Source organism: Comamonas brasiliensis (assembly GCF_018292285.1).
Taxonomy (GTDB): domain Bacteria; phylum Pseudomonadota; class Gammaproteobacteria; order Burkholderiales; family Burkholderiaceae_C; genus Comamonas; species Comamonas brasiliensis.
In genome coordinates this window covers 86,680-109,147 of the sequence record NZ_JAANES010000007.1, presented here as the reverse complement: position 1 = coordinate 109,147, position 22,468 = coordinate 86,680, and the positions used below count along the sequence as shown (strand labels likewise).

Sequence of the window (22,468 nt, the reverse complement as noted above, 5' to 3'; positions counted from 1 at the left end):
CGATATTAAGGGCTGCGGCTGCCACCGGAGGTATCAAGCTGTGCTTTTGCCGCGCCGGTCAAGCTGCAATGCAGCATTGTTGACTTTTGGCCCGGTTTTCAGCGGCCGGCAGGCACGGAGATCAGGGTCATGCCCGGCGTGGACTGGGGCTGGTTGCGGGCGACCTGTTCCTCCACCACATCGACCATGCTCAGAAACAGGAAAGCCACTGCCAGCAGGCCCACCACGGCCAGGACGGCCGATGCCCAAAGCCGGGCGGAAGAAGATTTGCGCGGCGTTGCTGCTTGCTGCTGGGTAGGCTCATAGGACGCGGCCGAGCCGCCATCCCGCCAGACAGGCTCGACAGGACCGCGGCTGGAAGGCGCCTGTGTCCAGGTAGGGTCCTTGCGTTGCCCGGAGCGGGAAGAAAAGCCAAACATGAGTGCACAGAATCGATGAATAAGACAGTGGCTATTGTGCGCTCTGCCAGCCCTTGCTCCCGGCGTCTATGCAGCGACCTGCTGTCGGCCAACACCGGGCCGGGCTTGCAATTCTGTAAGCTCGAAGCCCTGTCCGCTGCCCTCATACGACTGCCCATGAATGCCCTGACCCAGCCCTCTACAGCGTCTCTCGATGCCCGCGCTACTGCCGCACTGCTGCCATGGACCGCCCTGGCCGATGAAATCGAAACACTTTTGCTCCAGCTGCAAAACAGTGGCGGTGTCACTGTTCCGCCACGCATCGTCATGCCCACGGCTGCGGACAACTGTCTGTTCTGCATGCCGGCCACCGATGGTCAGGTGGTCATGACCAAGCTCATCAGCTTCACGCCCGGCAATGCCCAGGCAGGCAGACCCACCATTCAGGGCGATATCGTGATCTTTGACGCAGCCACCGGAGAGCGCCAACTGATTCTGGACGGCCCCACCGTCACGGCCAGACGCACCGCCGCCGTCTCGCTGCTGGCTGCGCGTCGCCTGGCCCCTCAACCCCATGGCCCGCTGCTCATCGTCGGCGCCGGCGTGCAGGGCAGCGCCCATCTGCAGGCCTTTGCCCAGGGCCTGGGCACGCAGGAAGTCTGGATTCACTCGCGCAGCGCCGACAGTGCGCAGCGGCTTGCAGACCAGGCCCGGGACCTGGGTCTGCAGGCACGCATCACCGACGACCTGGAGGAAGCTACCCGGCACTGCCCGCTGATCGTGACCTGCACGCCCGCACAGGCCGTGGTGCTGCACGAAGCCGCACGGCCCGATGCCTTTGTCTGCGCCGTGGGCGCCTTCACCCCAAAAATGGTGGAGCTGGCTCCGGCGCTGTGCCAGCGCTTTCTGCGTGAAGGCCGGATCGTCGTCGACACCGAAGATGCGCTGCACGAGGCCGGCGACCTGCTGCAGGCCGGCATTGACGTCAGCACCCTGCCCACACTGGCCACCGTGGTGCAGCACAGCTGGTCGCGTCCCACGACCCCTGTACTCTTCAAATCCTGTGGCTGGGGTGGCTGGGATCTGGCTGCCACACGCCTGGCACTGCGCCAGCATCAGCTGGGCCGCCTCGTTTAGGCAGCATTCACTCGCTCATTTATCAGAAGCATCAATCCATTGACGGATAAGCGTCACAGCGACTTTTCGTAATTCCCTGCTGATCACCGCCCCCGCCAAAAGGCGGCGGTCGACCTTCTGATTTGTCTCTCAGGTGACAAACGTCAAAAAAGCGGCTCTAATAATACTCAGATTGAGTATAAATATTTAACAGCACAACTCAGGATGGAGACGATGACGATCAGAACCGTGGAATTCGACCAGCCCGCACCGGGCAGCAGCACCCAGTGCAGCACAGGCCAGGCCTGGGCCAGGGTACTGCCGCCGCAGGACCGCCAGCAGCAGCGCGAGACGGCGCAGCGCATCAAGGCCTTGCTCAGGGAACGCAATGCCGTCATGGTCGCCCACTACTACGTGGACGGCACACTGCAGGATCTGGCACGCGATACCGGAGGCTGTGTGGGCGACTCGCTGGAGATGGCGCGCTTTGGCGCCAACCACCCAGCCAGGACCCTGATCGTGGCCGGCGTGCGCTTCATGGGCGAGACCGCCAAGATCCTGAGCCCCGAAAAAACCGTGCTCATGCCCGACGGCGATGCCACCTGCTCGCTCGATCTGGGCTGCCCGGCCGACGAATTCAGCCGGTTCTGCGATGCCCATCCCGATCGCACCGTGGTTGTCTATGCCAATACCAGCGCCGCCGTGAAAGCCCGGGCCGACTGGGTGGTCACCTCGTCGGTAGGACAGGACATCGTGGCCGCCCTGCATGCCCGCGGCGAAAAAATCCTCTGGGCGCCCGACCGCCACCTGGGCAGCCATATCCAGCAGCAGACCGGCGCCGACATGCTGCTGTGGCAGGGCAGCTGCGTGGTCCATGACGAATTCAAGGCCGACGAGCTGCAGGCCCTGGCCAACGCCCACCCCGGGGCCGCGATTCTGGTTCACCCCGAATCGCCGGCCGCCGTCACGGCGCTGGCCGATGTGGTGGGCTCCACCACCCAGCTGATTGCCGCCGTGGGCAAGCTGGCCACCGACAGCTTCATCGTCGCCACCGATCAGGGCATTCTTCACGATATGCGCCAGCGCTATCCGGGCAAGCGTTTTCTGGCAGCCCCGACGGCAGGCACGGGCGGCAGCTGCAAAAGCTGCGCCTTCTGCCCCTGGATGGCCATGAACAGCCTGCCCGGTGTGGAGCGGACGCTGCAGCAAGGCAGCGGCGCCATCGAGCTTGACGCGGCCCTGGGCCGGGCCGCCCGCAAGCCCATACAGCGCATGCTGGACTTCGCGGCGGCCCAGCGCCAACCGGTACGCGCCAGCGGCGAGCTGGAACGCGACGCGGCCCTGTTCCAGAACTTCGGTCCGGCCTGAGAGAGGACAAGCACCATGCCCCAATCCCCGACCGGCAGCGATGTGCTCATCATCGGCTGCGGACTGGCCGGCCTGACGCTGGCGCTCAGCCTGCCCAGCAGGCTGCGCGTCACCGTGCTCAGCAAAAGCCGTGCCGACGAATGCGCCAGCGCCTGGGCGCAAGGCGGCATTGCCGCCGTGCTGGACCCCGCCGACAGCCTGCAGTCCCATGTGCAGGACACGCTGATCGCCGGCGCCGGCCTCTGCGACGAAGCTGCCGTGCGCCGCATTCTGGAGCAGGGCCCCCAGGCCATCGCCTGGCTGCAAGCGCTGGGCGTTCCCTTCAGCACCGATGCCGAAGGCAGCCTGCACCTGACGCGCGAAGGCGGTCACAGCGCGCGACGCATCGTGCATGCGGCCGACCGCACCGGGCAGGCCGTGCACCAGACCTTGCTGCAGGCCTGCCAGCGCCTGAAGCACATCACCTTGCTGCAGCATTGCTGCGCCGTGGAACTGCTGCAGGACGCTCAGCAGCGCTGCGTAGGCGCCAGCGTGCGCAATGCCGACGGCCAGCAGCAGAACATGCTGGCCAGCCATACGGTGCTGGCCACGGGCGGCATGGGTCAGATCTACCCCAGCACCACCAACCCGGCCACGGCAACCGGCGACGGCATCGCCATGGCCTGGCGTGCTGGCTGTGTGGTGCGCGACCTGGAGTTCATGCAGTTCCACCCCACGGCCTTGCAGGTGGGCGGCCGGTCCGTGGGCCTGGTCTCGGAAGCGCTGCGCGGCGAAGGCGCCCTGCTGTGCCTGCCGGACCGGCACGGCCAGCCTGGCGAGCGCTTCATGCTGCGCCACGACCCGCGCGCCGAGCTGGCGCCGCGCGATATCGTGGCCCGTGCCATCGATGGCGAAATGCGTGCCCACCAGTTGCCCCATGTGCTGCTGGACATCAGGCACCGCAGCCGCGAATGGCTGGCCCGGCATTTTCCCGGCGTCATGGCACTGTGCGCGGAGCACGGCATAGACATCGCCACCCAGCCCATTCCTGTCGCGCCCTGTGCCCACTATGCCTGCGGCGGCGTGCAGGCCCATGTGGACGGCCGCACCGCCGTGGCCGGGCTGTGGGCGATCGGCGAAGTGGCCCGAACCGGCCTGCATGGCGCCAACCGGCTGGCCAGCAACTCGCTGCTGGAATGCGTGGTCATGGCCAGGTCTGCCGCCCTGCGCATGACCGAGCAGCCACTGCACAAGCCTGCGGCGATTCATGACAGGCCGCGCAAGTCCGGCAAGAGCCTGAGCGCTGAAAGCCAGCAGGAGATGCGCCAGGTGCTGCAGCAGCTCATGCTGCACAACGTGGGCATCGTGCGCAGCAACCACAGCCTGATTGCGGCGGCCAAGCAACTGGTACTGTGGCGCGCCCAATGGCGCGGCGCCGACCCGGCACTTCGCAACCAGCTGGCCCTGTGCAGCCTGATGGTGGATGCGGCGCTGCAGCGCCATGCCAGCGTGGGCGCGCACTGCAATCTGGACTGGCCGGCGCTCGAAGCGGCAGCCGCCTGATCTGGTCCGGCAGACCAGGAAAGCAAAAAGCCCGCTGTATCCGCAGCGGGCTTTTTTGACGAAGCAACAGGCCTCAGGCCTTGGGCAGGGTCACGCCATGCTGGCCCTGGTACTTGCCGTTGCGGTCCTTGTAGCTGACTTCGCATTGCTCGTCGCCCTGGAAGAACAGCACCTGGGCGCAACCTTCGCCTGCATAGATCTTGGCCGGCAGCGGTGTGGTGTTGGAGAACTCCAGCGTCACATAGCCTTCCCACTCGGGCTCGAAGGGCGTCACGTTGACGATGATGCCGCAGCGCGCATAAGTGCTCTTGCCAAGGCAGACGGTCAGCACGTCGCGGGGAATGCGGAAGTACTCCACCGTGCGGGCCAGAGCAAAGCTGTTGGGCGGGATGATGCAGTAATCACCCTCGAAGTCGACAAAGCTTTTCTCGTCAAAATTCTTGGGGTCCACCACCGTGCTGTGGATGTTCGTGAAGACCTTGAATTCGCGGGCGCAGCGGATGTCGTAGCCATAGCTCGATGTGCCGTAGCTGATGATCTTCTTGCCGTCGACCTGGCGCACCTGGCCAGGCTCGAAAGGCTCGATCATGCCGTGCTGCTCCGCCATCTGACGGATCCATTTGTCGCTCTTGATGCTCATTAGAAGTCCTGTATCGCTTGATTTTTCATAGCGTTGTGCGCTCACAAATCAAGCGCAAGACCGCTATTTTGCTTGAGAAACAATGGTTTGCTCAATCAGGCGGTCATCTCCGAGGATGATCATGGCAAACAGCAGCTCGTCCAGATTGCGTGCCTGGGCCGTCTTGCGCGCCAACAGCGGCGTGCAGCCGGGGTTGATGACAACCAGGTCAGCCTCGCAGCCGGGCTGCAGATTGCCGATAACACCCTGCAGGCCCAGCGCACGTGCAGCGCCTGCCGTGTGCTGCCACCACAGATTCTGCGGCGACAGGCTCTGGCCCTGCTTGGCATGGCCCTCACGTCCCACCACATAGGCGGCCTGCATGGTGCGAAACGGCGAGAAGCTCATGCCGCCGCCCACATCGCTGGCCAGGCCGTAAAGCATGCCGGCCTTGTCGGCCTTGAGGTAGTCGAAATAGCCGCTGGCCAGAAACTGGTTGCTGGTCGGGCTGATGGCCGCTGCCGAGCGCGTGTCGTGCATGAGCTGGCGGTCGGTTTCATCGAGCCAGATGCTGTGCGCATAGACGGCGCGCTCGCGCATCAGGCCGAAGTCGTCGTAGACGGCCAGATAGCTGCGCGCGGCGGGGAACAGCTCCTTGACCCAGGCAATCTCGTCGAGGTTCTCGGCCACATGGGATTGGATCCAGACATCGCCATACCTGGCTGCCAGCTCGCCCGCACCGCGCAGCTGCTCGGGCGTGCTGGTGGGCGCAAAGCGCGGCGTGATCGCATAGCCCAGGCGGTCCACGCCATGCCAGCGCTGGATCAGCGTTTCGGTGTCGATCAGGCTTTGCTCGGTGTCGTCGCGCACGCCATCGGGGCTGTTGCGGTCCTGCAGGACCTTGCCGGCAATCATGCGCATGCTGCGCTTTTGCGCTGCCGTCATGATGGCATCCACCGATGCAGGATGCGAGGTTGCGAACGCCAGCGCCGTGGTCACGCCGTTGCGCAGCAGCTCGTTCATGAAGAAATCTGCCACGCCATCGGCATATTCGCGATCGTGGAAACGCGACTCGTGCGGGAAGGTGTAGTTCTCCAGCCAGGGCAGCAGGCCCGGGGCCGGTGCGCCGATCACATCGGTCTGCGGGTAGTGGATGTGCAGATCGACAAAGCCCGGTGCCAGCAGCTTGCCGGGCAGGTGAATGACTTGCACGCCTTCGCGCTCGAGATACTGGTCGGCCAGCGCCTGCCAGCTGCCCGCAGCCACCACACGCTGCACGCCCGCGGCATCGGGAGCAACCGCCAGCAAGGCGTCGGAGTCATAAACCGCTTGGCCGTCATCGGCGAAGCGCAGCAGGGCACTACGATAGATTTTCATGGACCAGAGCTTACGCGCCTGCTCTCGCCTGCGGAACACGGCAGCGCTTATAGAGGCTATACGGCTGCGCGCAGGCCAGGGCTTGCGCTATCAATAACAAAGCTTGTTGCGCTTTTCAGGTATTGATTTCAATGCAATTCATATCCAAAAACCAATATCAGCAAGCGATAAAAGCTATCATTTTAGGTAGTTAAACATCCGAAACCCGGCGCTGCAACACCGCCCTGCCCGCAGCCGCGTAACTAGGCGGCGCAGCTTCTGGCCACGGCCAGAAAGGCGCGCACCGCGGGCGAGTTCTCGCGCTCGCGGTAGGCCAGCGCCATGTGCACGTTTTCCTTGAAGTCGCGCAGCGGCCTGAAGGCCACGCCCGGCTGATTGAGCAGGCGGTTCGACTCGGGCAGCACCACAATGCCATAGCCCGCGGCCGCCAGGCTGGTTGCCGTGACGAAGTCGTTGACGCGATAGGCCTCGCGAGCCGAAAACCCGGCCGTCTCGGCCAGCCGCGCCAGCACCTCGGCAAAGCCTTCGCTTTCGTTGATGAACTGCGGCGCAATAAAGGTCTGGCCGCGCAGATCGGCCACGCTGATGGATTCATGGCGTGCCAACGGGTGGTTCTCGGCCAGTGCCACCATGAAGGGCTCGCTGTGCACGATGACGGCCTTGACCCCCTCGGGGTAGCGACGGCGCGGCCGCAGCAGACCGGCATCGATCTCGCCCTGCTGCAGCGCCTGCAGCTGGCGCGGCGTCTCCATGGCCAGCACCTGCATATGCACCTGCTCATGGCCGGGGCGGAACTGCGTGAGCATGCGCGCCAGCACACCCGAGGTCACGGACGAGGAGATATAGCCCAGCTTGACATGGCCGCTCATGCCCTGGGCCGCCAGCTGCCCGATCTGCTGGGCCCGTTCCATATGGCGCAGCACGGCAACGGCTTCGTCATAAAGCAGCTCGCCCGCATCGGTCAGCTTGATGGGCTTGCGCTTGTTACGCTGCAGCAGGCGCACGCCCAGCTGCTGCTCCAACTGCTGCACCTGCACGCTGACGGCGGACTGGGCCACGCCCAGCTTGTCGGCGGCACGCGAGAAATGCAGCTCCTGGGCGACGGTGACGAAGTGCTCGAGTTGGCGGTAGCTGAGCATGGCTTTAATCTGAAATTCTTATTAAAAAATGCATTTAACCCCGTAGATCGTATCAAACAAGAAGTATTCAATCACACCATTCCTGATTGAAGTACCCGCCCACCATGAACGCTACGACCCCCCAGCAACTGATTCAGCCTGCCGCCTACGAGATCACCTCTCACCCCGAGCATCCCCGCCTGCTGAAGCTGACCCTGAACGCCGATGCACTGAACGCATTCCTGGCCGATGTGCGCGATATCGACGTGCAGAACCTCGAATACGTGCCTTTCATGCGCTTTCATCTGGCGCGCCGCCTGAAGGCGCACATGGGTGCCGACTTTGGCGAGACCCTGGTGAACATCATCAAGGACCGCAAGCATGGCGGCTTTGTGCTGGGTCTGGAAGGCGTGAGCCAGGACAGCGACGACTACGTGAAGTTCGGCACCGCCATCGGCCATATCCTGGGCCCGGCCAACCACGACTCCATGTCCAACAAGTACTACGCACGTTTCCTGGTCAAGCACACCGACGCCAGCGACTCCTATCTGCGTCAGGCCTATCGTCTGTTCACCATGCACACCGACGGCACCTTTGTGACCGAAGCCACCGACTGGCTGCTGATGATGAAGTTCGACGAGCAGAACGCCGTGGGCGGTGAGTCGCGCTTTCTGCACCTGGACGACTGGAGCGAGCTCGACTGCTTCGTGCAGGACCCGCTGGGCGCCAGGCCACTGCTGTACAAGGCCCCGGGCTCGAAGAACGTGAACGAGCGCGTGGAACGCCCCGTGTTCTTCCACGGCGAGTTCGGCCTGTCCATCTCCTTCATCGACCAGTTCGTGCAGCCCGCCAACGACGCCGAAGCCGAATATCTGCAGAACCTGTCCGAATCGATGGAAAATTCGCCCGGCACCCGCACCGTCAGCCTGCCCGCCGGCGACCTGGTGGTTCTGAACAACTACTTCTATGTGCACGGCCGCGCACCGTTCGAGCGTAACGAGCAACTGCACCGCGAGCTGATGCGTCAGCGCGGTACATTCGCTCAGTAAACCTTGAACACCTGATGTTTCTGTCACGCCCCCGTGCACCGCAAGTGTGCGGGGGCGTAGCCAGTTAAACCCCTGAATTTCGCTCCTGAGGCGCCCTACCATGGCATCGTCACAAGCCCCTGCTGCAAACGCAGCCTCCGCCCCCAAAGCGCAAGCCGCCTACGGCCAACGTGCAGGGCTTCCCCGCCATCTGCAGAACATCCTGTCGCTGCAGGACTTCGAGGCCGCAGCGCGCAAGCACCTGCCCCGCCCGCTTTACGGCTATGTCTCCGGCGCGGCCGAAGACTGCGTCTCGCTGCAGGCCAACCGCGACAGCTTCAGGCAATACGGCTTCAGCTCCAGGGTCATGGTGGATGTGTCGCAACGCCATCAGAAAGTGGAGCTGTTCGGCCAGACCTGGGACTCGCCCTTCGGCGTGGCCCCCGTGGGCATCAGCGCCATCTCGGCCTATCGCGGCGATCTGGTGCTGGCGCAGACGGCAGCAGCGAATCGCATTCCCGCCATCATGAGCGGCACCTCCCTGATCCCCATGGAAGAAGTGGCCAAGGCCGCGCCATCGACCTGGTTCCAGGCCTATCTGCCCGGCGACACCACGCGCATCGACGGCCTGATCGAGCGCATCGAGGCCGCCGGCTTCGGCACCCTGGTGATCACGGTGGACATCCCGGTCTGGGCCAACCGCGAAAACAATGTGCGCACCGGCTTCTCCATGCCGCTGCGCCCCTCGCTGCGCCTGGCCTATGACGGCATCACCCGTCCGCGCTGGATGGTGGGCACCATGCTGCGCACCCTGATCAACCACGGCATGCCGCACTTCGAGAATTCGTTTGCCACGCGCGGCGCGCCTTTGCTGTCGGGCACCGCCATTCGCGATACCACGGGCCGCGACCACCTGAACTGGAAGCACATCGAGCGCATCCGTCAGCGCTGGCAGGGCAACCTCATCATCAAGGGCATCCTCAACGAAGACGATGCCGTGATGGCAGCCGATATCGGTGCGCAAGGCATCGTGGTCTCCAACCACGGCGGCCGTCAGCTCGACGGCGTGGTTGCCCCGCTGCAAATGCTGCCCTATGTGGTGGACCGAGTGGGCCACCGCACGGCCGTGATGATGGACAGCGGCATTCGCCGCGGCAGCGATGTGCTCAAGGCCGTGGCCCTGGGCGCGCGCATGGTGTTTCTGGGCCGCCCCTTCATGTACGCAGCCGCAGTTGGCGGTGCACAGGGCGTAGACCATGCCATCACCTTGCTGCGTGACGAGGTGGACCGCAATATGGCCATGCTGGGCGCGACATCCATGGCCGAGATCACCCCAGACTGCCTGCGCGCGACGCGGGCCTGAAACCGCTCAGCCTCTAAGATAGGACGCTTGAACCATAAAAAAGGAGAGCGTCATGCCCATGTTTGTAGACCACTCGCCGGCTGGCGAGTGCATTTTCTGCAAGCTCGTCAAAGGGGATATTCCATCGGCCAAGGTCTATGAGGATGATTTGACCATCGCCTTCATGGACATCGGCCAGGCCACGCGAGGCCATGTGCTGGTGGCCAGCAAGCGCCATGCCGTCAATCTGCTGGAGCTGACGCCCGAGGAATCCGGTGCCGTGATGCAGACGGCCCAGCGCGTGGCGGCCGCGGTGAACAAGGCTTTCGATCCCGATGGCATCAATATCTTCCAGGCCAATGGCGCGCCGGCGGGTCAGACGGTGTTTCACTTTCATCTGCATGTACTGCCGCGCTTCGAGGGCGATGGACTGTCCGTGGTCTGGCAGCGCGAGGAACCGGGCTTTGCCGTGCTGGGCGAGCTGGCCGAGAAAATCAAAGCCGAATTCGCTTAAGTCGAATCACTATTAAAAAAAGAGCTTCCAGCGCTTGATGGATCAGCGCTGGAAGCTCTTTTTACTTGAAACCCCTGCTTTAGTGGGATTCGGCAGTCCTGATGACATCGGCTACTTGCGCCGGCGTCACATCACCCTTCTGGCGGCCCCAACGCAAGCGCATGTAATTGACCAGATCGGCCATGTCTTCATGGCTGAGCTGATCGGCAAAGCCGGGCATGGCCTGCATGCGCTCGCCATGGGCCAGATCACGCTCGGGCAGGCCTTCGCGGATCACGCGCACCAGATTCAGCGGCGTGGGGAACATGGCCGTGGTGTTGGTATCGAGTCGCAGCGAGGAATGTGGCTGGCCCTGGCCATCGACGCCATGACAGCCTGCGCACAGACCGATATAGACGCGCTCGCCATTGGCAGAGACCTGGGTCTGAGGCGCTTCGGCAACCGGTGGCCTGGATTCAGGCTTTTCACCCTGCATCAGATAGGCAGCCATGTCCTTGAGATCGGCCTCGGCCATGTGCGAGCTGGAGTGCTGCAGCACGGGGAACATGCCCATGGTCATCACGCCCTGTTTGGACAGGCCGGTGCGCAGAAACTGCACCAGGTCCTGCTCGCTCCAGCCGCGTGCGGCCAACGATTTGGGGCGTAGGTCGGGGGCGTATGCGCCTTCGATCACATTGCCCGCCAGCGACTGTTTGAGGTCCATGGCAAAGCTGGCGGTACGCGGGGTGTGGCATTCGCCGCAGTGGCCCAGCGTGTTGACCAGATAGGCACCACGGTCCAGCGAGTTGGCGGCCTCAGGTGCGCCGCCGGGGTGTTGCTCACCCGAGGGGCGCTCCAGCGCATTCCATAGCGCAAGACCGGGGCGCACGCTGAAGGGAAAGTTCATGTCCGGCTTGCGGTTGGGTGCTTCCACCGCAGGCTGAGCCTGCAGCCAGACCCAGAGCGCATCGACATCGGCGCGCGTGATGTCGTGATAGCTGGCGTAGGGCATGGCGGGATAGAGGTTCTTGCGCCCCGGTGCCATGCCGCGCGCCACGGCGCGGTAGAGATCGTCGGCCGACCACTTGCCTATGCCGTGCTCCCTGGAGGGCGAGATATTCGTGCCGTACAAGGTGCCCATGGGCGTGACCATGGCCATGCCTCCGGCCAGCTCGGCGCCCGTGGTGGGCGAGCTGTGGCAGGCCGCGCAGTCGGCAGCGCGAAACACCTGCAGGCCCCGATCGAACAGCTTTTGCTTTTGTTCGGCGCTGATGTTGGCAAAGTCCACCGTGGCAGGCGGCACGCTGCCGCTGGAACTGCCCGCGATATACATGCCGCCCAGCACCACCACGGCTGCGGCGGCAATGCCTGCGGCGATCCTGGTGAGTTTGCTGCGTTGAGCTTTATCCATGACGGCTGACCTCCCGCGTACGCTGGCCCGTGGTCAGGCCCGGCGTGGCCAGAATCAGGTCGCGCACGGCGTGGTAGTAGCGCACATAGCCGGTGCAGCGGCAGATATGTTTGTCCAGCGCAGCTTCCACGGCTTCTTCTACGGCGTTGGCATCCACGGGCCTGGCCTGCAGCTGCTCCATCAGCACGGTGGCCGAGTTCACAAAACCCGGTGTGCAATAGCCGCACTGAAACGAGAAATGCTCCAGAAACGCTTTTTGCACGGCAGAAGCCGTGATCCGGCCGGTGTCATCGGTGCTGGCCGCACCTTCGATGGTGCGCAGGCTTTTGCCATTGAGCCAGGCCACGCCGGTCACGCAGGCGGGCACGGTGTGGGGGCCCTTGCCGGGCTCGTCCACGATGATGGTGCAGGCGCGGCACACACCCTGGCCGCAGCCCAGGCGGGTGCCCGTCAGGCCCTGGTACTCCTGCAGAAACTCGATCATCATCAGGTCCTTGGGCAGCTCATGCGGACCGGTTTTCTGGCCGTTGATGGTGGCGGAGAACTGGATACGTTGCTGCATCACAATGCCTTCTTGATTCGTTCCGCGCTCAGCGGCAGTTGATAGAAACGCTTGCCGGTGGCATGGGCCACGGCGTTGGCGCAGGCAGCGACGACGGGGATCATCACCACTTCGGCCATGCCCTTGGGCGGGTCGGTGCGCGAGACCGGAGGCAGCACATGGCCCTCGGCCGTCCACACGGCCAGCTCGCTGGCGCGCGGCAGGTGGTAGCGGTTGAAGCTCCAGGTGCCGTTGCCGGGGCCGCTCGGCCCCAGGGGCAGCTCTTCGTACAAAGCGTGGCCGATACCCATGGCCACGCCGCCCTGCAGCTGGCCCGAGACCAGCTCGGGCACGATTTGCGAGCCGCATTCCAGCCAGGTCTTGTGCCCCAGCAAGCTCACCTTGCCGGTGCCTGTGGATACGGCCAGCTCCACCAGCGTGGCACAAGGCGTGTAGTACACCGCGCCCGCCGCCAGACGGTGCACCGGCGGATAGCTGACCTTGACGCGCGGCTGGAAGGCATAGCCGGCGCTGTCCATCGCGGCCTTATGGGCCGCATCGGCACCATTGCCAAAGCGAACGGACAGCGCATCGATCTCGGCGGCAAAGCGCTTGCCGCCCAACTCGAACTCGGCACTGGCCCAGGAGCGGCGATTGAAGGTGTGGACACAGACACCGGTTACCAGGCCCAGCTCATGGGCGCGTGCGGCCAGGCGTTCCAGCGTCAAGGGCTCCATGGCTCCGGCCACCAGCTTGCCGTCCTTCCACTCGGCTTCATCGAGCGAGACCGGCATGCCCTGCAGCGGCCCGCCAAACGGGTTGCCCCAGATCGACAGAGCCGCAGGCCACAGACCATGGGCCAGCAACAGCTTGGCGGCCTGGCGCGTGGTGTGGGTGAAGTAGTAGGCCGAATTGGAGGCCGATTGCGGCGAGGTGAAGCTGGGTACCCAGTACGGGTCCTGCGACTGGCGATCCTCATCGGCCTGGGGCGTGGAGTTGGGTTGCTCCTGCGTGTGCACGGGCATCTCGGGCCATTTCTGCGCCGCAAACTCCACCTCGTCCACAGGGCGGCCGAGAAAGGGCTCTGCCGCCAGCATCTGCGCCGTGGTGGTGCCGGTGCCGATTTCTGCCGTGATGTGCTTCATCTTGAGCTTGCCTTCGGGCGATAGCTCGATCAATGCCAGCGCGGCTTCGCCGGCGGTACCAAAGCTTTTTTGCACCGAGGCAAAACCCACGCCGTAGCGCATGCCGGGATGGGCGGCCTCGTACTCGGCCTTGCGTTGGGCACGGTTCACCCACACCGGATCCTTGGCGGCCAGAGCCAGAATCTCGCCGATGCGCAACTGGCCCGCAGGCACGGCGCCCTGGGTGTTGCGCAAACCTGTACGCAGCATGTTCTTCTGGCGAAGCGCGATGGCATCCATGCCAATCTGCTCGGCAATTTCATCGACCAGCATTTCGGTCGGAGCCATGGACTGCAGCGTGCCGTAGCCGCGCACCGACCCCGCTGTGACCTCGCTGCTGGGGAAGACGGCCACCGACAGATCGCTCTTGGGAAAGTAGTACACCGACTGCGAGGAAGCGACGCCGAGCGTTCCCACCGAAGGGCTGAAGTTTATGGTGCCGCCGCCATCGCCGCGCATGTCCACCGAGAAGGCCTGGAACTGTCCCTCTGCATCCACGGCAATCGTGGTCTTGAGGTCGAAAGGGTGGCGCTTGAGCGCGAACTGGAAATGCTGCCAGCGATCCAGCGCCAGCCGCACCGGGCGGCCTTGCGCATACAGCGCCGCCAGACCCACATAGAAAGGAAAGGAGTGATGCTCCTTCTGCCCGTAGCCCACGGTGTAGGCGCTCAGGTAATCCATTTCCTTGAGCGCAAAGCGGCTGGCCTTGACCATGCCGACCACATGGCCCGCTGTGGCGTAGGGCGCCTGGGTGGCGCCCACCATATGCATCACGCCCCTGCTCTCTTCATACCAGGCCAGACCGTTTTCGGGCTCCAGAGCGGCGGGCTCCATGGACTGGCTATGGTAGTCGCGGGAAAAGACCTGGGTGCCCTCGGGCGGCTGCCTGAGCAGTTGCTGGATCTGGGCCGAATACTGCATGGCCTTGCCATGCTTGGGATCGTCTGCGCCAGGCCATTGCACCTCGGGGCCGGTCAGCTGTGGGCGCACGATACCGTTGTACAAAGGCGCGTACAGATCGGGCTCGTCGTTCTTGTCGGCTCCCATGCGCACATAGCGCGCAGCCACATAGGGCTTGCGTTTGGGTGGTGTGGCGACTGCGCCCCACTGGAAGATTCCGTCATTGAAACGCAGCAGGCGCACGGCTTCGCGGTAGCGCTCGTAGTCATGCCAGATCCCCATGGCCACGGGCTGACCCAACATGGGCGAGACCTGGCCCTTGGGCAAGAAGTAGCTGCCGTAAAAACCCGGCTCGGGCATGTGCACGCCATCGGCCTCGGCGCGCTCGGCGTCCACCAGCACATCGGGGGCAAAGTCCTTGCCCAGCACGGACAGATCCAGACCTTCGTAAATGCGGTCGGCACGCGGAACCATGATCAAAAGCGCATAGGACTGCTTGTCGGGCCAGCCCGCCATGTCGCGCGCGCGCAGGTCGATGGCAAACAGCTTCTGGCCCGTGACCTTGGCCATGCCGTCGCGACGGTAGCGCAGCCGGCCACCGTCCATCCAGGCAGCGTCCTGAGTGCTTGCCGGCTCGACCATCTGCGCCAGCGCCTGCTCCAGCGGGCGCACTCCGGCAAGCACTCCCAGGGCGGCTGCGGCCTTCAAAAAGCTGCGCCGGCTCAAATCCGATTTGGGCACATTCATTCTCCAGTGAGCAAACCGAAGCGGCGGCAGGCCAGCACCCCGGTCGCAATTGACTCGCAGCGCTGCCCGACAACCAGGGCAACGCTCGGATATCTGCACATCGGCCGGCACTGCGGCCGGCCGGCATGGCGATATCGCTTTCAAAAAGAAAATCGATTTGGTATCTGGATTACTTCAATCTTCTTTATGAATAATTGATGCAAAGCCAAAATAACCAAATCGATTTGGGCGAAGTAAAGTATACAAAAACTTCTGCAATGCCTGCCGCGCGCTTCGCAATGACCGCCCGCACTCTTGAGGAATTCCATGGCCGACACGCCCAGCCAACGCATCACCATCTCCGACGTGGCCCGCGAAGCCGGTGTTTCACGCACCACGGTCTCGCACGCGCTCAATGGTCGCGGTCAGGTCGACCCGGCCACACGCCTGAAGGTGGAGGAAGCTGCGCGCAGCCTCGGCTACCGGCCCAATCGTCATGCGCAGCGCCTGCGCACAGGCGGCGCCAGCATGATTGCGCTGATGTCGTCCATGCCATTCACGGTCTCGGGCGGCCCCTCGCGACTGGGGTTCTTCATGGAAGTGGCAGCTGTTGCGGCCTCGTCGGCGCTTGAACGCGGCCTGGTCATGGCGCTGGTTCCGCCTCACCGACCCGGCCAGACTTCGCTGAACCTGCTCGATATCGACGGAGCCCTGGTCATAGAGCCGCAGGCCGGCGACCCCCAGCTGGCAGAGCTGCTGCAGCAGGGCCTGCCGGTGGTGTCCATCGGCCGCCCGGGTGGCGACGATGTCAACGTGCCCTATGTCGATCTGCTGTCGGGTCCGGCCACGCAGATGCTGCTCACGCATATGCTGGCGGCCGGAGCCAGGCAGATCGGGCTGGTGGTCGGCGCCTCGGAGCGCACCTCCTACAGCCAGGCCGAGCAGGCCTATGCCGCCATGGCCGCAGGTCATGGCATGCAGCCTGTGGTGCTGCGCATGGACGAAGCCGAGGGCGAGGACGGCGGCCATGCCGCAGCCCAGCAGTTGCTGGGCGAACACCCCGAGCTCGATGCACTGCTGGTCATGGTGGATGCCTTTGCCGTGGGCGCTGCCCGCTACGCCCAGCAGGCAGGCCTGCGCATTCCCGAAGACCTGATGCTGGCCACGCGCTATGACGGACTGCGTGCGCGCAGTTGCGAGCCGCCACTGACGGCACTGGACCTACATCTGGAAGACATCGCCCAGCAGGCGGTCGATCTGCTGTTCGAGCATCTGCGCGGCGACACCACGCGGCGCATGGCCACCGGACCTATGCCGGCCCTGGCGCTGCGGCGCTCCACGCAAAGAAAGCCCGGTTGAATCACTTCAACCGGGCTTGCAATCGTCGGAACCCAGGCTATCGACGCTGGTGAAGACGGCTACTGCGCCGCTCCGAAGTCACTTCATCACGCTGCGGCATATTGCCGAAACACTTCGTCGAGGCCTGCAATCCATTCCTGCTTCTGCGCCTCGCTGGCAAAGCTCGCTTCCAGGCTGTTGCGCGCCAGCTGATAGGCCTCGGGCGCGCCCATGCCCGTGGCGGCAAATAACTGGGTGTAGTTCTCGTTGACATAGCCGCCGAAATAGGCAGGGTCGTCCGAGTTGATCATGACCTTGAGCCCGGCCGCCAGAAGGCGCGGCAGATTGTGATCGGCCAGGTCCTTGATCACGCAGAGCTTGAGATTCGACAACGGGCAGACCGTCAGCGGTATCTGCTCCTTGATCAGCCTCTGCATCAGCAGCGCATCCTGCTCGGACTGCACGCCATGGTCGATGCGCTCCACGTTCAGCACATCCAGTGCGCCCCAGATATAGGCGGGCGGCCCCTCCTCTCCCGCATGGGCCACCAGACGCAGGCCCAGTTGCTTGCAGCGTTCAAACACGCGGGCGAACTTCTCGGGTGGATTGCCCAGCTCGCTGCTGTCCAGCCCCACGCCGATAAAGCGATCACGCAGCGGAAGCGCGGCCTCCAGCGTCTGCAGGGCGCTTTCCTCGCTCAGATGGCGCAGAAAGCTCAGGATCAGCGAGGAGGAAATGCCCTGCTCGATCTGCGCGTCGCGGCAGGCGCGGTAAAGACCGTTGATGACGGTCTCCATCGCCACGCCCCGCTCGGTATGGGTCTGCGGGTCAAAGAAGATTTCCGTGTGCACCACATTGTCGGCCACGGCACGATCCAGATAGGCACGCGCCATGTCGTAGAAATCCTGCTCATGCAGCAGCACGCTGGCACCCGCGTAATAGATGTCCAGAAAGCTCTGCAGATCGGTGAAGGCATAGGCCGCGCGCAGAGCTTCCACGCTGTCATAGGCCAGAGGTATCTGGTTGCGCTGCGCCAGCGCAAAAATCAGTTCGGGCTCCAGCGAGCCCTCGATATGCATATGCAGCTCGGCCTTGGGCATGGCGCGCAGCAGCTCGGGCAGACGGGCAACATCTACAGCAGGCACGGTGTTCATCTTTATTCTCCTTGGCGCTGCGCGCCATTCAATGTCTAGCCTATCAAACCGGCACAGCTCAGGCCATATGGCCAGCCCCGACAGGTCTGCGACTTCGGCCTTTCAGCCACAAGCCCATGGCGCAGCCTCCCTGCGAGCCCAATGGACGCTCTGCCGGGGCAGGCTGCAAAGCCTCTCAGGCCGGTCTCAGCAGGTTCCGAAGCCTATCGCCTGGGCCTTCAGGAAGCGGCGATAGGCCGACGACATGCGGTCGGCCGCCGAGTGCATTTCCGCGCGAGGGTCCAGCGGCAGTGCCTTGGGCAGCTGCGACTCCAGCACCGGCTGGTCCTGCACAAAGATGGTGTGCTGGAAGGTCTGCAACTGCTCGTCGGTCGATTCGAAGTCCGCGACCGCCAGACGGAACCAGACGCGGCTGGTTTCGGGAGTGACAGGGCAGATGAACAGGCCGATCTGCTCGCGCCAGCCTTGCTTGGAGCTGCCCTCTTCGGGAATCTTGGTCAGCACGGCGGTGTAGGCGGCAGTCACCTCGTAGGTGTATTCCACCTCGGCCGCCTGGGTGGAATGCAGATTGGACTGGGGTTGCACGGCCTTGCAACCCGTCGCCAGCACGCCGGTGGCGGTGGTCTCCACCTTGTAGGCGGCAATGGCCGTGGCGTCGCGGCTGCCCAGCCAGCCTTCGTGCACAAAGCCGAAGTGGGACATGTCGAGAAAGTTCTCGATGATGCGCGGTGCACTGGCCGCCACATCGTAGGGCCCGCAGTTCACCTTGCGCAGATGCTGGTCCGTTTCGGCTGCGAACACGGGCAGCTGGCTGTCGGAAGGCTCAAGTCGCACCCAGATCAGGCCATAGGCCTCCTGCACCTCGAAGGCCTGCACGCGCTGCGATGCAGGGGGCGTGAAATCGGGCACGGCGGGCACTTTCACGCATTGGCCTCCCGACGAGAATTGCCAGCCGTGATAAGGGCATTCCAGGTGTCCGTTTTCCACGCGCCCCATGGACAGGCGTGCACCGCGATGCGGGCAGCGGTCCACAAAGGACTGAACCAGTCCCTCGGCATTGCGCCACAGCACCAGCGGCTGTTCCAGCAGCAGCACGGAAAACGGCGCGCTCACTACATCGGAGGATTGGGCAACAGGATGCCAGAGGGTACGTTCAGTCATGGGGATACTCGTCATTATCGAAATACAAAGGGCCGCTCTGCGGCGGCCCTGTCGCTGCAAGTCGTGTCTGGACGACTGTTAGCAGCCAACACTACACGGCAAACCAGGGGTCTGCCTTGAAGACATGCGCCGCAAGCCGCAATCGGAGCGACAAGGCGGCGCGATGCCTGATCGGCAGTGCTTACTTGGCGTCGCCGCCGGGCACTTTGCCTTCCACGCCCTTGACGTAGAAGTTGATGCCTTTGAGGAAGCCGTCGTCGGCAACCTTGTCGGCAGCGATCAGTTCCTTGCCGTCCTGGCCGGTGATTGGGCCCTTCCAGATGGTGAATGTACCTTCCTTCAGTCCCTTTTTCACGTCCTCAACCTTTGCCTTGATCTCGGCGGGAATGTCGTCGGCCAGAGAAACAATGTCGATCACGCCTTCCTTGACGCCCCACCAGGTCTGGCGGCTGCTCCACTTGCCGTCCAGCGCGCTGCGCGTGGAGTCGATGTAGTAAGGCGCCCAGTTGATGATGGACGAGCCCAGGTGAGCCTTGGGGCCGTAAGCCGTCATGTCCGAATCCCAGCCGAAGGCACGCTTGCCTTTTTCCTCGGCCGTCTTCAGCACTGCTGGCGAATCGGTGTTCTGGAACAGGATGTCGGCGCCGCCGTTGATCAGGCTGGTTGCAGCTTCGGTTTCCTTGGGTGGGCTGAACCATTCGTTGACCCAGACCACCTTGGTCTTGATCTTGGGGTTCACGGACTGGGCACCCAGCGTGAAGCTGTTGATATTGCGGATGACTTCGGGAATCGGCACCGAACCCACCACACCCAGGGTGTTGGACTTGGTCATGCCGCCGGCAATGATGCCGGCCAGATAGGCGCCTTCGTATGTGCGGCTGTCATACGTGCTGACATTGGCGGCGGTCTTGTAGCCGGTGGCGTGTTCCCACTTCACGTCGGCGAACTCGGGGGCCAGCTTCTGGATCACGTCCATATAGCCGAAGGTGGTACCGAACACCAGTTTGTTGCCCTGCGACGCCATGTCGCGCAGCACGCGCTCGGCATCGGCACCTTCGGGCACGCTCTCCACGTAGCTGGTCTTGATCTTGTCACCGAACTCTTTTTCCAGGGCCTTGCGGGCCTGGTCATGGGCAAAGGACCAGCCACCGTCGCCCACCGGGCCGACATAAGCAAAAGCAATCTTCAGAGGTTCCGGAGCTGCGGCGGCAGGAGCGGCAGCGGGGGCAGCAGCTGGCGCCGGTGCTTCTTCCTTCTTGCCGCAGCCCACGAGAGCGGCCGAGGCCACAGCCGTCAGTGCGGCGACCTTGATCAATGAACGCTTGTGCAAATCAGTCATTAAAGTTTCCTTGGAACAAAGAGTGAGGTTTGAAACCGGCAACAGCGCAGTACCTGGGATACCGGTTACACCTTGGGCAATATATGCATAAACCGAGCCAAATTGCAGCCCGGTATCCTGAAAACGACAGCGCAAAAAGAAAGGCCCCGAGGGGCCTTTGATTGGACGTCGGTCAGGCGTCCCGCAAACAGCGTTTATTTGGCGCCGGGCACCTTGCCCTCGATACCGTTCACATAGAAGTTGATGCTGCGCAGCCAGGCGTCATCCGCCACCTTGCCGGCTTCCAGCAACTCCTTGCCGGTGTTGTCCTTGATGGGACCGGTCCAGACGGCGAAGGAGCCGTCCTTCAGGCCGGCGCGGGCCTTCTCCACCTTGTCCTTGATTTCCTGGGGCACGTCGTCGGCGATCTTCTTCAGATCGATGGCGCCTTCCTTCACGCCCCACCAGAAGTTGCCGGTCTGCCACTTGCCCGCCAGCGTGTCTTCCACCACCTTGCTGTAGTAGGGAGTCCAGTCGATCACGGCAGAGCCCAGATGGGCCTTGGGCGCGAAGCCGCTCATGTCGCCGTCCTTGCCGAAGGCCCGGGCACCGCGCTCTTCGGCCGTCTTCAGCACGGCGGGAGAGTTGGTGTTCTGGTACATCACGTCCACGCCACCGTTGATCAGGCTGTTGGCGGCTTCGGATTCCTTGGGAGGAGCGAACCACTCGTTCACCCAGACCACCTTGGCCTTGATGGAGGGATCAATGCTCTGGGCGCCCAGCACAAAGCTGTTGATATTGCGCACCACTTCGGGAATGGGCACCGAAGCCACCACGCCCACGGTCTTGGTCTTGGTCATGGCGCCCGCCACGATACCGGCCAGATAAGCGCCTTCAAAGGTCTTGGTGTCGTAAACCGCAGCGTTGTCGGCCGTCTTGTAGCCGGTGGCGTGTTCGAACTTCACATCCTTGGCGTCAGCAGCGACCTTTTGCACAAAGTCCTGATAGCCGAAGCTGGTGGCAAAGACCAGCTTGTTGCCCTGGCCGATCATGTCACGCATCACACGTTCGGCGTCGGCAGACTCGGGAACGCTCTCGACCATGGAAGTCTCGATCTTGTCGCCGAACTTTTCCTGAATGGCCTTGCGACCCAGCTCGTGCTGATAGGTCCAGCCGCCGTCACCGATGGGGCTCACATACATGAAGCCGATCTTGAGCTTGTCGGCAGCAGGTGCTGCCGCAGGTGCGGCGGCAGGCGCTGCAGGAGCCTCTTCCTTCTTGCCGCAAGCGGTCAGCACCGCCATGGAAACAGCCGACAGGCCGATCATCTTGATCAGAGCGCGTTTGCCCAGAGTCGTCATTGGAGTTGTCCTCTCGTTATTTTTGAAAAGCGGATTGCACCACATTTGGGCATCACGCTCCAGGGTAGAAGGGTTTTCCCAGGGAAGCCGGCATATTGGCCCGAATCCAGGTCGGATTACGCGAGATCAGCACCAGCACCACGATGGTGGCCAGATAAGGCAGCATGGACAGAATCTGGCTGGGCACCTGAACACCCGTGGCCTGCAGATGGAACTGCAACATGGTCACTCCGCCAAACAGATAGGCACCCAGCAGGACGCGGGCCGGCCGCCAGGTCGCAAATGTCGTCAGCGCCAGAGCGATCCAGCCTCGACCCGACACCATGTTCTCCACCCACAGCGGCGTGTAGACCACGGAGATGAAGGCGCCCGCCAGACCGCACATGGCTCCGCCAAACATCACGGCCATCAGGCGGATGCGTCGCACGGGGTAGCCCAGGGCATGGGCCGAGGATGGCGACTCGCCGACCGAGCGCAACACCAAGCCCGCACGCGTGCGGTACAGAAACCAGACCATCAGGGCGGCCAGCACGATGGCACCGTATACCAGCGGGTGCAGCGTGAACAGGGCCGGGCCCACGACCGGCAGATCTGCCAGGCCAGGAATCGAGTACTTGGGCAGCTCGGGCAGCTTAGCCTGTACATAGCCCAGCCCCACAAATGCCGAGAAGCCCGCGCCGAACAGCGACAGTGCAAGACCGGTTGCGTACTGGTTGGTGTTGAACCAGATCACCAGCCCGCCAAAGATGGCGGCCAGCAAGGCCCCGGCCAGCATGCCCGCGCCAAAGCCCATCCAGGTACTACCGGTGTGCACGGTAGCGGCAAAACCGGCAATGGCGGCGCAAAGCATCATGCCTTCGGCGCCGAGATTGACGATCCCCGATTTTTCATTGATCAGCAGGCCCAGGGCCGCCAGCGCCAGAACAGTGCCGGCGCTGAGGGTAGAGCCCAGCAGCAGTGCATAGGATTCCAT

At 63.5% G+C, this 22,468-nt stretch carries 19 protein-coding genes; 7 read left to right on the top strand and 12 right to left on the bottom strand.

From position 1 onward, the window contains the following. Positions 1-98 precede the first annotated feature (98 nt). Complete coding sequence (locus DJFAAGMI_RS23020) at positions 99-419, bottom strand: hypothetical protein (protein WP_043006957.1); 321 nt, start codon at positions 417-419, stop codon at positions 99-101. Positions 420-575: 156 nt separating this feature from the next. Here DJFAAGMI_RS23020 and DJFAAGMI_RS23015 point away from each other — a divergent pair, with 156 nt between their 5' ends. The 3 genes from DJFAAGMI_RS23015 (at position 576) to nadB (ending at position 4,424) form a co-directional block, all read left to right on the top strand. Further along, positions 576-1,535: a delta(1)-pyrroline-2-carboxylate reductase family protein gene (locus DJFAAGMI_RS23015; protein ID WP_211459468.1), complete on the top strand. Its 960-nt coding sequence runs from the start codon at positions 576-578 to the stop codon at positions 1,533-1,535. A gap of 204 nt (positions 1,536-1,739) precedes the next feature. Beyond that, positions 1,740-2,882, top strand: coding sequence for a quinolinate synthase NadA (nadA, locus tag DJFAAGMI_RS23010; protein WP_419095625.1), 1,143 nt, complete (start codon positions 1,740-1,742; stop codon positions 2,880-2,882). Positions 2,883-2,897: 15 nt separating this feature from the next. Continuing rightward, positions 2,898-4,424: an L-aspartate oxidase gene (gene nadB, locus DJFAAGMI_RS23005; protein WP_211459463.1), complete on the top strand. Its 1,527-nt coding sequence runs from the start codon at positions 2,898-2,900 to the stop codon at positions 4,422-4,424. A 73-nt stretch (positions 4,425-4,497) separates the two neighbouring features. On the opposite strand, the gene dcd is transcribed toward nadB, so the two are convergent. The 3 genes from dcd to DJFAAGMI_RS22990 form a co-directional block, all read right to left on the bottom strand. Then, the gene (gene dcd / locus DJFAAGMI_RS23000) at positions 4,498-5,064 is read right to left on the bottom strand and encodes a dCTP deaminase (protein WP_003052512.1); all 567 of its coding nucleotides are present in this window, start codon (positions 5,062-5,064) and stop codon (positions 4,498-4,500) included. Positions 5,065-5,127: 63 nt separating this feature from the next. After that, positions 5,128-6,420, bottom strand: a complete 1,293-nt coding sequence (guaD, locus tag DJFAAGMI_RS22995) for a guanine deaminase (protein ID WP_211459461.1) — start codon at positions 6,418-6,420, stop codon at positions 5,128-5,130. Between the two features lie 242 nt (positions 6,421-6,662). Then, positions 6,663-7,559, bottom strand: coding sequence for a LysR family transcriptional regulator (locus DJFAAGMI_RS22990; RefSeq protein WP_211459459.1), 897 nt, complete (start codon positions 7,557-7,559; stop codon positions 6,663-6,665). 104 nt (positions 7,560-7,663) lie between these two features. Here DJFAAGMI_RS22990 and glaH point away from each other — a divergent pair, with 104 nt between their 5' ends. From glaH to DJFAAGMI_RS22975, 3 genes are all read left to right on the top strand, one after another. After that, complete coding sequence (gene glaH, locus DJFAAGMI_RS22985; protein ID WP_211459457.1) at positions 7,664-8,587, top strand: glutarate dioxygenase GlaH; 924 nt, start codon at positions 7,664-7,666, stop codon at positions 8,585-8,587. Between the two features lie 100 nt (positions 8,588-8,687). Then, positions 8,688-9,929, top strand: a complete 1,242-nt coding sequence (locus DJFAAGMI_RS22980; RefSeq protein ID WP_211459455.1) for an alpha-hydroxy acid oxidase — start codon at positions 8,688-8,690, stop codon at positions 9,927-9,929. Between the two features lie 52 nt (positions 9,930-9,981). Next, complete coding sequence (locus DJFAAGMI_RS22975; RefSeq protein ID WP_211459453.1) at positions 9,982-10,422, top strand: HIT family protein; 441 nt, start codon at positions 9,982-9,984, stop codon at positions 10,420-10,422. Between the two features lie 79 nt (positions 10,423-10,501). On the opposite strand, the gene DJFAAGMI_RS22970 is transcribed toward DJFAAGMI_RS22975, so the two are convergent. From DJFAAGMI_RS22970 to DJFAAGMI_RS22960, 3 genes are read right to left on the bottom strand one after another with little or no spacing between them, the layout of a single operon-like run. Beyond that, positions 10,502-11,812 (bottom strand): cytochrome c, encoded by a 1,311-nt coding sequence (locus tag DJFAAGMI_RS22970; protein ID WP_211459451.1) that lies wholly within the window; start codon positions 11,810-11,812, stop codon positions 10,502-10,504. Further along, positions 11,805-12,374, bottom strand: coding sequence for a (2Fe-2S)-binding protein (locus DJFAAGMI_RS22965; protein WP_211459449.1), 570 nt, complete (start codon positions 12,372-12,374; stop codon positions 11,805-11,807). Before DJFAAGMI_RS22965 ends, DJFAAGMI_RS22970 begins: the two co-directional genes overlap by 8 nt. Beyond that, complete coding sequence (locus tag DJFAAGMI_RS22960; protein ID WP_211459447.1) at positions 12,374-15,184, bottom strand: xanthine dehydrogenase family protein molybdopterin-binding subunit; 2,811 nt, start codon at positions 15,182-15,184, stop codon at positions 12,374-12,376. The genes DJFAAGMI_RS22965 and DJFAAGMI_RS22960 overlap by 1 nt, the downstream gene beginning before the upstream one ends. A 306-nt stretch (positions 15,185-15,490) precedes the next feature. Here DJFAAGMI_RS22960 and DJFAAGMI_RS22955 point away from each other — a divergent pair, with 306 nt between their 5' ends. Further along, positions 15,491-16,522 (top strand): LacI family DNA-binding transcriptional regulator, encoded by a 1,032-nt coding sequence (locus tag DJFAAGMI_RS22955; RefSeq protein WP_211459445.1) that lies wholly within the window; start codon positions 15,491-15,493, stop codon positions 16,520-16,522. Positions 16,523-16,608: 86 nt separating this feature from the next. On the opposite strand, the gene DJFAAGMI_RS22950 is transcribed toward DJFAAGMI_RS22955, so the two are convergent. From DJFAAGMI_RS22950 to DJFAAGMI_RS22930, 5 genes are all read right to left on the bottom strand, one after another. Next, complete coding sequence (locus DJFAAGMI_RS22950; protein ID WP_211459443.1) at positions 16,609-17,655, bottom strand: adenosine deaminase; 1,047 nt, start codon at positions 17,653-17,655, stop codon at positions 16,609-16,611. 186 nt (positions 17,656-17,841) lie between these two features. Further along, positions 17,842-18,816 carry an aromatic ring-hydroxylating dioxygenase subunit alpha gene (locus DJFAAGMI_RS22945; RefSeq protein WP_211459441.1) on the bottom strand — a complete coding sequence of 325 codons (975 nt, stop codon included), beginning with the start codon at positions 18,814-18,816 and terminating at the stop codon, positions 17,842-17,844. A gap of 181 nt (positions 18,817-18,997) precedes the next feature. After that, positions 18,998-20,155 carry a BMP family ABC transporter substrate-binding protein gene (locus tag DJFAAGMI_RS22940; protein WP_003052487.1) on the bottom strand — a complete coding sequence of 386 codons (1,158 nt, stop codon included), beginning with the start codon at positions 20,153-20,155 and terminating at the stop codon, positions 18,998-19,000. 194 nt (positions 20,156-20,349) lie between these two features. Further along, a complete protein-coding gene (locus DJFAAGMI_RS22935; RefSeq protein ID WP_043006985.1) occupies positions 20,350-21,495 on the bottom strand; it encodes a BMP family ABC transporter substrate-binding protein in 1,146 nt (381 codons plus the stop codon). 52 nt (positions 21,496-21,547) lie between these two features. Further along, complete coding sequence (locus DJFAAGMI_RS22930; RefSeq protein ID WP_211459440.1) at positions 21,548-22,468, bottom strand: ABC transporter permease; 921 nt, start codon at positions 22,466-22,468, stop codon at positions 21,548-21,550.

Excerpts from the sequence above, each read along its gene's own strand:
- DJFAAGMI_RS23020 (WP_043006957.1), bottom strand. The coding sequence starts at position 419 with ATGTTTGGCTTTTCTTCCCGCTCCGGGCAACGCAAGGACCCTACCTGG.
- DJFAAGMI_RS23015 (WP_211459468.1), top strand. The coding sequence starts at position 576 with ATGAATGCCCTGACCCAGCCCTCTACAGCGTCTCTCGATGCCCGCGCT.
- nadA (WP_419095625.1), top strand. The coding sequence starts at position 1,740 with ATGGAGACGATGACGATCAGAACCGTGGAATTCGACCAGCCCGCACCG.
- nadB (WP_211459463.1), top strand. The coding sequence starts at position 2,898 with ATGCCCCAATCCCCGACCGGCAGCGATGTGCTCATCATCGGCTGCGGA.
- dcd (WP_003052512.1), bottom strand. The coding sequence starts at position 5,064 with ATGAGCATCAAGAGCGACAAATGGATCCGTCAGATGGCGGAGCAGCAC.
- guaD (WP_211459461.1), bottom strand. The coding sequence starts at position 6,420 with ATGAAAATCTATCGTAGTGCCCTGCTGCGCTTCGCCGATGACGGCCAA.
- DJFAAGMI_RS22990 (WP_211459459.1), bottom strand. The coding sequence starts at position 7,559 with ATGCTCAGCTACCGCCAACTCGAGCACTTCGTCACCGTCGCCCAGGAG.
- glaH (WP_211459457.1), top strand. The coding sequence starts at position 7,664 with ATGAACGCTACGACCCCCCAGCAACTGATTCAGCCTGCCGCCTACGAG.
- DJFAAGMI_RS22980 (WP_211459455.1), top strand. The coding sequence starts at position 8,688 with ATGGCATCGTCACAAGCCCCTGCTGCAAACGCAGCCTCCGCCCCCAAA.
- DJFAAGMI_RS22975 (WP_211459453.1), top strand. The coding sequence starts at position 9,982 with ATGCCCATGTTTGTAGACCACTCGCCGGCTGGCGAGTGCATTTTCTGC.
- DJFAAGMI_RS22970 (WP_211459451.1), bottom strand. The coding sequence starts at position 11,812 with ATGGATAAAGCTCAACGCAGCAAACTCACCAGGATCGCCGCAGGCATT.
- DJFAAGMI_RS22965 (WP_211459449.1), bottom strand. The coding sequence starts at position 12,374 with ATGCAGCAACGTATCCAGTTCTCCGCCACCATCAACGGCCAGAAAACC.
- DJFAAGMI_RS22960 (WP_211459447.1), bottom strand. The coding sequence starts at position 15,184 with ATGAATGTGCCCAAATCGGATTTGAGCCGGCGCAGCTTTTTGAAGGCC.
- DJFAAGMI_RS22955 (WP_211459445.1), top strand. The coding sequence starts at position 15,491 with ATGGCCGACACGCCCAGCCAACGCATCACCATCTCCGACGTGGCCCGC.
- DJFAAGMI_RS22950 (WP_211459443.1), bottom strand. The coding sequence starts at position 17,655 with ATGAACACCGTGCCTGCTGTAGATGTTGCCCGTCTGCCCGAGCTGCTG.
- DJFAAGMI_RS22945 (WP_211459441.1), bottom strand. The coding sequence starts at position 18,816 with ATGACTGAACGTACCCTCTGGCATCCTGTTGCCCAATCCTCCGATGTA.
- DJFAAGMI_RS22940 (WP_003052487.1), bottom strand. The coding sequence starts at position 20,155 with ATGACTGATTTGCACAAGCGTTCATTGATCAAGGTCGCCGCACTGACG.
- DJFAAGMI_RS22935 (WP_043006985.1), bottom strand. The coding sequence starts at position 21,495 with ATGACGACTCTGGGCAAACGCGCTCTGATCAAGATGATCGGCCTGTCG.
- DJFAAGMI_RS22930 (WP_211459440.1), bottom strand. The coding sequence starts at position 22,468 with ATGGAATCCTATGCACTGCTGCTGGGCTCTACCCTCAGCGCCGGCACT.